At 40.4% G+C, this 6,977-nt stretch carries 11 protein-coding genes and 1 pseudogene; 8 read left to right on the forward strand and 4 right to left on the reverse strand.

The window, feature by feature from the left end:
• Positions 1-252 precede the first annotated feature (252 nt).
• Together G1O98_RS35820 and G1O98_RS35825 are read right to left on the reverse strand one after the other, a co-directional pair.
• Complete coding sequence (locus tag G1O98_RS35820; protein ID WP_163938882.1) at positions 253-1,002, reverse strand: SDR family oxidoreductase; 750 nt, start codon at positions 1,000-1,002, stop codon at positions 253-255.
• A 228-nt stretch (positions 1,003-1,230) separates the two neighbouring features.
• Positions 1,231-1,728 (reverse strand): hypothetical protein, encoded by a 498-nt coding sequence (locus tag G1O98_RS35825; protein ID WP_163938883.1) that lies wholly within the window; start codon positions 1,726-1,728, stop codon positions 1,231-1,233.
• 263 nt (positions 1,729-1,991) lie between these two features.
• Between G1O98_RS35825 and G1O98_RS35830 the strand changes: the two genes are divergently transcribed.
• On the forward strand, positions 1,992-2,216 hold the full coding sequence (locus G1O98_RS35830) for a hypothetical protein (protein WP_163938885.1): 225 nt from the start codon (positions 1,992-1,994) through the stop codon (positions 2,214-2,216).
• Positions 2,217-2,762: 546 nt separating this feature from the next.
• Here G1O98_RS35830 and G1O98_RS35840 read toward each other — a convergent pair.
• Both G1O98_RS35840 and G1O98_RS35845 read right to left on the reverse strand, forming a co-directional pair.
• Positions 2,763-3,227, reverse strand: coding sequence for a helix-turn-helix domain-containing protein (locus G1O98_RS35840; RefSeq protein ID WP_163938889.1), 465 nt, complete (start codon positions 3,225-3,227; stop codon positions 2,763-2,765).
• Positions 3,228-3,280: 53 nt separating this feature from the next.
• On the reverse strand, positions 3,281-3,529 hold the full coding sequence (locus G1O98_RS35845; protein ID WP_163938891.1) for a hypothetical protein: 249 nt from the start codon (positions 3,527-3,529) through the stop codon (positions 3,281-3,283).
• A gap of 140 nt (positions 3,530-3,669) precedes the next feature.
• Between G1O98_RS35845 and G1O98_RS35850 the strand changes: the two genes are divergently transcribed.
• From G1O98_RS35850 to G1O98_RS35880, 7 genes and pseudogenes are all read left to right on the forward strand, one after another.
• Entirely contained in the window at positions 3,670-4,179 is a 510-nt protein-coding gene (locus G1O98_RS35850; protein WP_163938893.1) for a hypothetical protein, read from the forward strand.
• A gap of 65 nt (positions 4,180-4,244) precedes the next feature.
• Positions 4,245-4,601 carry a hypothetical protein gene (locus tag G1O98_RS35855; RefSeq protein ID WP_163938895.1) on the forward strand — a complete coding sequence of 119 codons (357 nt, stop codon included), beginning with the start codon at positions 4,245-4,247 and terminating at the stop codon, positions 4,599-4,601.
• Positions 4,602-4,720: 119 nt separating this feature from the next.
• Complete coding sequence (locus tag G1O98_RS35860; protein WP_163938897.1) at positions 4,721-5,161, forward strand: hypothetical protein; 441 nt, start codon at positions 4,721-4,723, stop codon at positions 5,159-5,161.
• Positions 5,162-5,199: 38 nt separating this feature from the next.
• Positions 5,200-5,565, forward strand: coding sequence for a four helix bundle protein (locus G1O98_RS35865; RefSeq protein ID WP_114080759.1), 366 nt, complete (start codon positions 5,200-5,202; stop codon positions 5,563-5,565).
• A gap of 16 nt (positions 5,566-5,581) precedes the next feature.
• Complete coding sequence (locus G1O98_RS35870) at positions 5,582-5,869, forward strand: hypothetical protein (protein ID WP_104902032.1); 288 nt, start codon at positions 5,582-5,584, stop codon at positions 5,867-5,869.
• Positions 5,870-5,920: 51 nt separating this feature from the next.
• Entirely contained in the window at positions 5,921-6,298 is a 378-nt protein-coding gene (locus G1O98_RS35875; RefSeq protein WP_163938899.1) for a four helix bundle protein, read from the forward strand.
• Between the two features lie 83 nt (positions 6,299-6,381).
• Positions 6,382-6,977: pseudogene (locus tag G1O98_RS35880) on the forward strand (hypothetical protein); the annotation flags it as partial.

The following is a 6,977-nucleotide window of genomic DNA, read 5'->3' on the forward strand; positions in this document are numbered from 1 at the left end:
CATCGCTTGGTCTTTCCCAGTTGAGCAAATTCATATATCACAAGCTTTTTGGCTTTTTCTAATCGTCGAACTCACGTGGAGTTAGAGCCGACTTTTTACAAAAGATGGCGATTTATCCCATTCCTTCTATGTATGGGATAAATCGCCATTTACCGTCTTGGTCAATAGTCAATAGTATCGAGTGTACAAAAATCGTGAGAAATTTGCGTAATGACTAATAACTTATGCCACTGCTTCAAATCGTGGTATAAATTACCAAGCTACTGGTTCACCAAGATGGAAAAACCCACCACTGGGGCCATCATTGGGCAATATCGCTAATTCAACACCAGTTTTCGCACCTGATGCGATGTCCATCATTGCACCTTCACCACCTAATTCCGTTTTTACCCAACCCGGATGAGCGCTATTAATTTTCACCGGAGTATTGCGTAACTCATGAGCTAAATGAATCGTGAATGAGTTCACTGCTGCCTTAGAAGCATTGTAAGCAAATGGTTTGGAATTATAGATGAATGAATTGGGGTCAGCATGAAGTGCTAACGAGGCTTCAATACTCGACATATTTACGATTCGACCGCTAGGGCTATTCAATATTAACGGCAATGCTCGTTGAGTTAATTCCACTAAGCCAAAAAAGTTTGTGTTAAATGTCTGTCGAATAATGTCTACAGAAATAGAACTAGCATTACTAGTTAACCAGTCACCATCTAAAAACACACCCGCGTTATTGATCAAGACATCAAGCCTACCAAAAGAGTCACTAATTTGTTGAACGGCAGATTCAATTTGATTACTATCAGTGACATCCAGGGCAATTGGGTGAGCTATTATTCCTTCGTTCTCCAAGTTACTCACTGCTGTTTTAGCTGCATCTAAGTTTCGGGACGCTATCAGAATTGTCAATCCATGTTGTCCGAGTTGACGACTCATTTCCAGCCCCAGACCTTTATTTGCACCAGTAATCAAAGCTACTTTGTTCTTTAGTTCGTCCTGCGCCATGATTAAGCACTCCTGTGATGAATTAAGATCACATTTCAGAACAAGATGTTTAAGCTGAGTTTAAATACTGGGTTAATCCTCTCACAAAGTTTAAACGTTGAGAACCTAGAAGAAAGGCTAGGTTAAACAGCACACACTTGTTGGCAAAACAAAAAAATAATTCAAATAGAATTATTGCGATGAGCTTGACTATGCTGAAATCTTTTCACTAACAGCTTGATGTATAATTTATTTCTTTAACGAATCTGCTGCAACTGCTGCAATGGTTTCCCAATCTTCTTGTTTTAACAACACCCCAAGCAGTTCGCGCAGTATCTCTCGATTAGAAATGAATTCTTCACCATAAAGCTGATCATTTTCCAGAGTGGCAAGTATGTATTCTCTTACCTCTGGTGTTGACAGCCTAAACTTTTCAAGTATTCTTTCTCTTGCAGTTTTTACAGCAATTTTCGTAGCTGTACCTAAATTCCAATTATTCAGTAGCAACCGCACTTCTCTATTTAGAGAAATACGCAATGTTGTGAAACGTCCCAAAAGTTTTAGATTACCCATTAAGGAGGCAAATGCTGACCCCCAATCTAATCCAGTCCCAATATTGCCACCAACTTTATCCTCAGCTTCAACAGCTTTTCTTAAGTATTCTTCATCAAATAATAAACCTATTGGATTTACTGCATTTTCTTGATTAAAGACGCTTTTACTGTAATTAGGTTCTTCCTGACTCATTAACTTCACCTCGCTACCTATTCAGAAGAACGACGAACTCCATACTCAAAGTTCTCCACAGGTGTACATGGCATCTGGCGCACCAACGGCTGCTGTTAAAATTCTCAACCGCAAGTGCTGTCCAGTGTCACCAGGTTCACAGATTAACCATGCCACCGGCTTTCCTGTGTTTCAATAACTTATACAAAAGATTACACTTTTTCATCTGGGCAATGGGATTATGAAAAAAAATGCCAAGGAAATATAATTTTTTCGATTAGTTTATGCCCAAAGAAATATTCCCTTCATCATTTGAATGTGATTGTGGCTATCAACTTCATTTTTTCGAGAACACAATTAAGGAAATGAAGTTGATGAGTAAACAGAAAAAAATTCTCCTTTCTGATGGAGCAGACCCAAAACACACTGTTGTATTTGAGCATGGGTTGATGGTCGATATCGAGTGCCCTAAACAAAAGAAGAAGAAAAACTTGCAAAGTAAAAAATAGAAAGTTTAGGAAATAAAATTCAGCATCAGTCATGAAAAGCTTGTAAGGGATAGGGTGTAGAAAATCCCACACTTAAAAGCAGGCGTTCTGTGAACATCAGAGGCTGTCGATCGCACTTTATAAAAAAGCCCCAAAAACGGGGCTTTTTTTCATCCCTATTTTTTTTCGTCAAGTGGGCCGCTTTTCGCGTGACACCCATTCTGTATGGCTTTGAGTACTGTCCCTGCACGCTGATGTCACAGAGCAACTGTGCCGCTTTTTGTGATATTAACGGAAACACAAGGGTTCTGGGCGTTGCTAACATCATGCCGCTTTTTGTGACATCTATACACAGCAGTGGTTTTGAATGTCACGGCATACCTGCCGGAATTCTGTACCGCTTTGTGACAGAGTAGTGCAAAAAAAAAGAGCGGCTAGAAATTAGAATTCAGGAGTCAGGAGTCAGGAATCAGGAATCAGGAAACAAGAACCGGTATTCTGTCCAAAAAAGTCGTGCTTTCTAGAGTTTAGTAGAGAGCGTCCTAATTCTTGGTTCTGACTTCATCCTCAAGAAGCAGCATTTCCTAATTCCAGCCATCTAATTAGTTCTTGTGGGGGAATAATTCTCGATACGGAGAAGGGAATACTGTGTTTTTCAGCCCAACGATACACAGTTCGCAAGCTGATTTTACGCTTTGTTCTGTCGTAGATAAAATTCGGAAGTTCTCGCCCAGATAACGGGAAATCTGGTTCTTCTAAATCGATACCAAATTGGGCAAACCTCTGTTGCTCCTTTTTGAGTAACAATGAAACGTCTGACAAAGAATACTTTTTGAAGAGATTTTGACTTTTGAGATATGCAAGCCCTAACAAATAGCAGCATTCTTTCAATCTCACCTGTCGGGCGTACTGCTTTACACCACATATCCTTAACCATTTTCGCCAAGCTCTAATACTAATGCTTTTACCTAAGACGTGTTCGCAAGCTGTTTTTACCCAAGCAAGGGTGTATGCTTCTTCAATACTTTGCATATTTTGTTGCTCCCTTTACTCAACAATGCCCAGGTTAAACCTGGGCGTGAAAATTACTCTTCTTCTCTCTGATTGCCCGCGTCAGGGGAAATTTTCTCTCTCAAGCGTTTGTTAATCATTCTCTTGTTACTGCGTTCAACATAAACACCAAAACCGTTTTCCCAAAATACACGGTGCAGTTCTGATAATTTCCAACCCTCAAACTCGGCCAGTTCTTCTGCTTCTTCAAATAGTGCTGTTGGCACGTAAAGTTCAATTCTGGTCATTCCCTGTGCTTTTGTTCTAGGCATTGTTGCATCCATACTTAATCACCCAAATTATCAAATGATATTGGCTATGGGACAAGAACCCTACATAATATCGAAATAATGTAGCTTTCTTATATGATATGTAGCTTATTTATATTATATTATTAGTGTAGTAGCACATAAGAAACTAACTTATGCAAAAAGTCAAAGAAATTTTGCTGGCTGAAGGTATCGAGTTCGATGAGGGCGATATTTTGTCCGCAGCATCAGCTATTGGCATGGATGTTGATAATTTGAATGATGCCGAAGCTCAAGAAGTGGCAATTCAAGTTGTACAAGCCAAGAAATCAACTGCCCTGACCACTGCTAATGGCAAGTCCAAAAATGGCAACGGTAAATTAGGTAAAAATTCCCCCCGCCGTAAATCCACTCCTCCATTGCAAGGAGCGATCACTCATGCATCCCAGATTTCAAATCAAGAAATTCAATCTTTGGAGGATGTTCTCAACGTCGGGATTGATGCTTACACAACTGACAAAGCCGACCAGTTGTTATCAACGATCCGCAATGCCCCCAAGGACGTGGTGAGTAAGTTTGTCTCTAAGGCGATGGAGGAAGAAGCTGATGTAGATTCCTTTCGTGCAATCGGTGACGAACTCGTTGCGGGTATTTTCGGCATTAGCCCAACAAATGCGACCGAATAAATTCATTGGATTAGCAGCAGTACTGAATCTGCTGCTATTAACCCTCGTTTTGGGCGTGGCAATATATGGAGCAACAAGACCAAACCCATCGCAAAGCATTAAATATTCACCTGAAGAAGGACGGGGAGTTGAATCTGTCAGGGCTGACACTAGAAAATCTGACAACAGAAGAATTCCTGGTAGTCCAGCAAATTATTGATGAGTCGAGAGCGCGATCGCAGTCCAATAGACAGATTGAGGAATTGATGCAACGGGGAATGATGGCTCAAACTGCGATCGCAGCTTTTACTATATTGATGTTTTCATTCATGGGGATATATGGCATAACCCGATATATCGGCTCACAAGTTCAACAAGTTCAGCAGACTTATACACAGGAGTCAGGAGTCAGAAGTCAGAATTCAGGAGAACTGAATAGGTAGATTTGAAAAGTGAAAATTTAATGCTTTATAGTCTATTCATTCAGTACTAGAATTCTTTATTCTGGCTTCTGGCTCCTGACTTCTGAATTCTTTAATTAGTAGTTAGAGGGGAGAAAGCAATGTTAGGAAAATGGCTTCCTGGTTTATTTGGCGGTAAAGGTGATGGAGTAGTATCAACGGATTTAAGGGTTGGGGATGCTACCCAAATTGAGGGTAATTTACCTTCATCAATCCGCGATCGCTACACATTGCCAGCTTACACTACAGCAAAGCAGGTTCTTGATGAAGCAGAAGTGGCTGGCAATTTAAAAGCACAGAAGTGGCTACATACAAAGTTCTCCCGGCACAAGCTCAAACAGTTGCAATCTTTGGCAGAGATGTATAAAAACCAATTGGCATATTCCCAAGAAGCCATGAAGATTGAGGAAGATTTGCAGCGAACCAGGGGATTACATGGGGAGGCGGTGATCCGTCATGCCTTTGGTTCCCAGGAACAACAACGTCAGTTGGGGGGATACGAGAAAGCATTTGATGAAGTGGGTGATAGTTTCAGGTTCTAAATCAGGAGTCAGGAGTCAGAAGTCAGGAGTCAGAATAAATGAGACAAGCAGCAAAAACATTTCAAGATTTAATAGTTTGGCAGAAAGCACATCAATTTGTTTTGAACGTATATAAACTGACTGGTCAATTTCCTAAGTCAGAAATATTTGGGTTATCCTCACAATTTAGACGTGCATCTGTTTCTATCGCCGCTAATATTGCTGAGGGATTTAAGAAAAAAGGGAGAGCAGATAAAGCAAGATTTATGAACACGGCACAGGGTTCTTTAGAAGAGTGTAGATATTATTTAATCCTAGCTAGGGATTTAAATTACGGTGATATGGCAAACGCAATTAACCAACTTGAAGAAGTTAGCAAATTACTAACAAGTTATGTTAATTCCATTCTGACTTCTGACTCCTGACTTCTGGATTCTGATTATGCAAATCAAGCTCTCTCATATAGGATATGCAGTGTCTGGGGTTGGTTTTTCTATGTTTATGGGTTATCTATCCGTTGCCAGCCCCGTTAGTCGATACATTCTTTGGTTTATTGGCATAATCTCCATCTGCTGCATAGTTCTGGGGTTATTCAACTTTGGCGGTTTAGTCATTAAAGGTTTTGGCTTCAACCGTAAAACTTTCACCATTGGCTTGATGCCTGGAGTGATATTCCTGTTTGTCTTCTTGACTTTAGTTGCAGCCGGTGTTGCGTTGGGGGTGAGGTAATTTTAGGGGAAAAGGGAAAGGGGAAAAGGGGAAAGGAGGAAAGGAGAAAAAATGGAGAGAAAGAAAGTTGAGAGCTTTGAAGATTTAAGAGTGTGGCAAAAAGGAATTGAGTTAGTTAAATGCATTTACTTAATTACTAAAGAAGGTGAGTTAAGTAGAGATTTCGGTTTAAAAGATCAATTAAGACGCGCTTCTGTTTCAATACCCACAAATATTGCTGAAGGGTTTGAGCGATATTCTCGAAAAGAATATGTAAATTTTCTGAATATTGCAAAAGGATCTGCGGGAGAAGTTCGGAGTCTGTTAAGAGTCGCATTGGAAATTGGTTATTTAGAGCAACAAACTTATTTACACCTTTATAACCAAGCTTTAAATTTAAGTCGAATGTTATCTAATCAAATTCAATCTATAAATCAATCACCAAAGTAATAAAATCTTCCCCTTTTCCCCTTCCCCTTTTCCCCTTTCCCTTTTTCAAGTCAAAGTTAATTGAAAATTTCGAGAGTGAATATATGGGATTTGAATTACAACGACTAACTGCCAGTGGGGTGATTCATGCAGAACGAACTATCTTATGTTCTTTAGGAGCGAGTGCAGTTATGTGTCTGTCTGCTCCTTTTTTCTTAAATACTGACCGAATAACAACCGGGATGCTGCTTGGTGCTGGAACGCTGAGTGCTGGCTTATTTGGAGTATCTGCCCAAATCAGTGAAGGCAAACAGAAAGTTTATCGCTCTCTACAAGAAGCTGATCTGAAATCACTTAAGCAGCATTTACAAGGTGAGGCTGTTTATGATTATGTCACTACTGCGATCGCAGCTAAACGCCGAGTTGCTGATTATGTGAATCGCCTGCCCGTTAGTGAGCGCCCCCGGTGGATAGCTGAATATCAGTTGCAAGGGTTGGTTACACTTCCAGAACCACCAGCACAACGATCACCTTCACCGACTGGTATTCCCAATCCCGATATTGCTGACATTGATGAAGAGTCGGTGCAGTCGGTGATTAATCCGGGTGCGATGAAAATTCTCCAAGCGATCGCAGCTAATTATCCTGAGTACATCAGAATTGATGGTGCTTGGATTGATGAACTGTGTGATGCTGCATC

The organism is Nostoc sp. UIC 10630, assembly GCF_010747425.1.
Taxonomy (GTDB): Bacteria; Cyanobacteriota; Cyanobacteriia; order Cyanobacteriales; family Nostocaceae; genus Nostoc.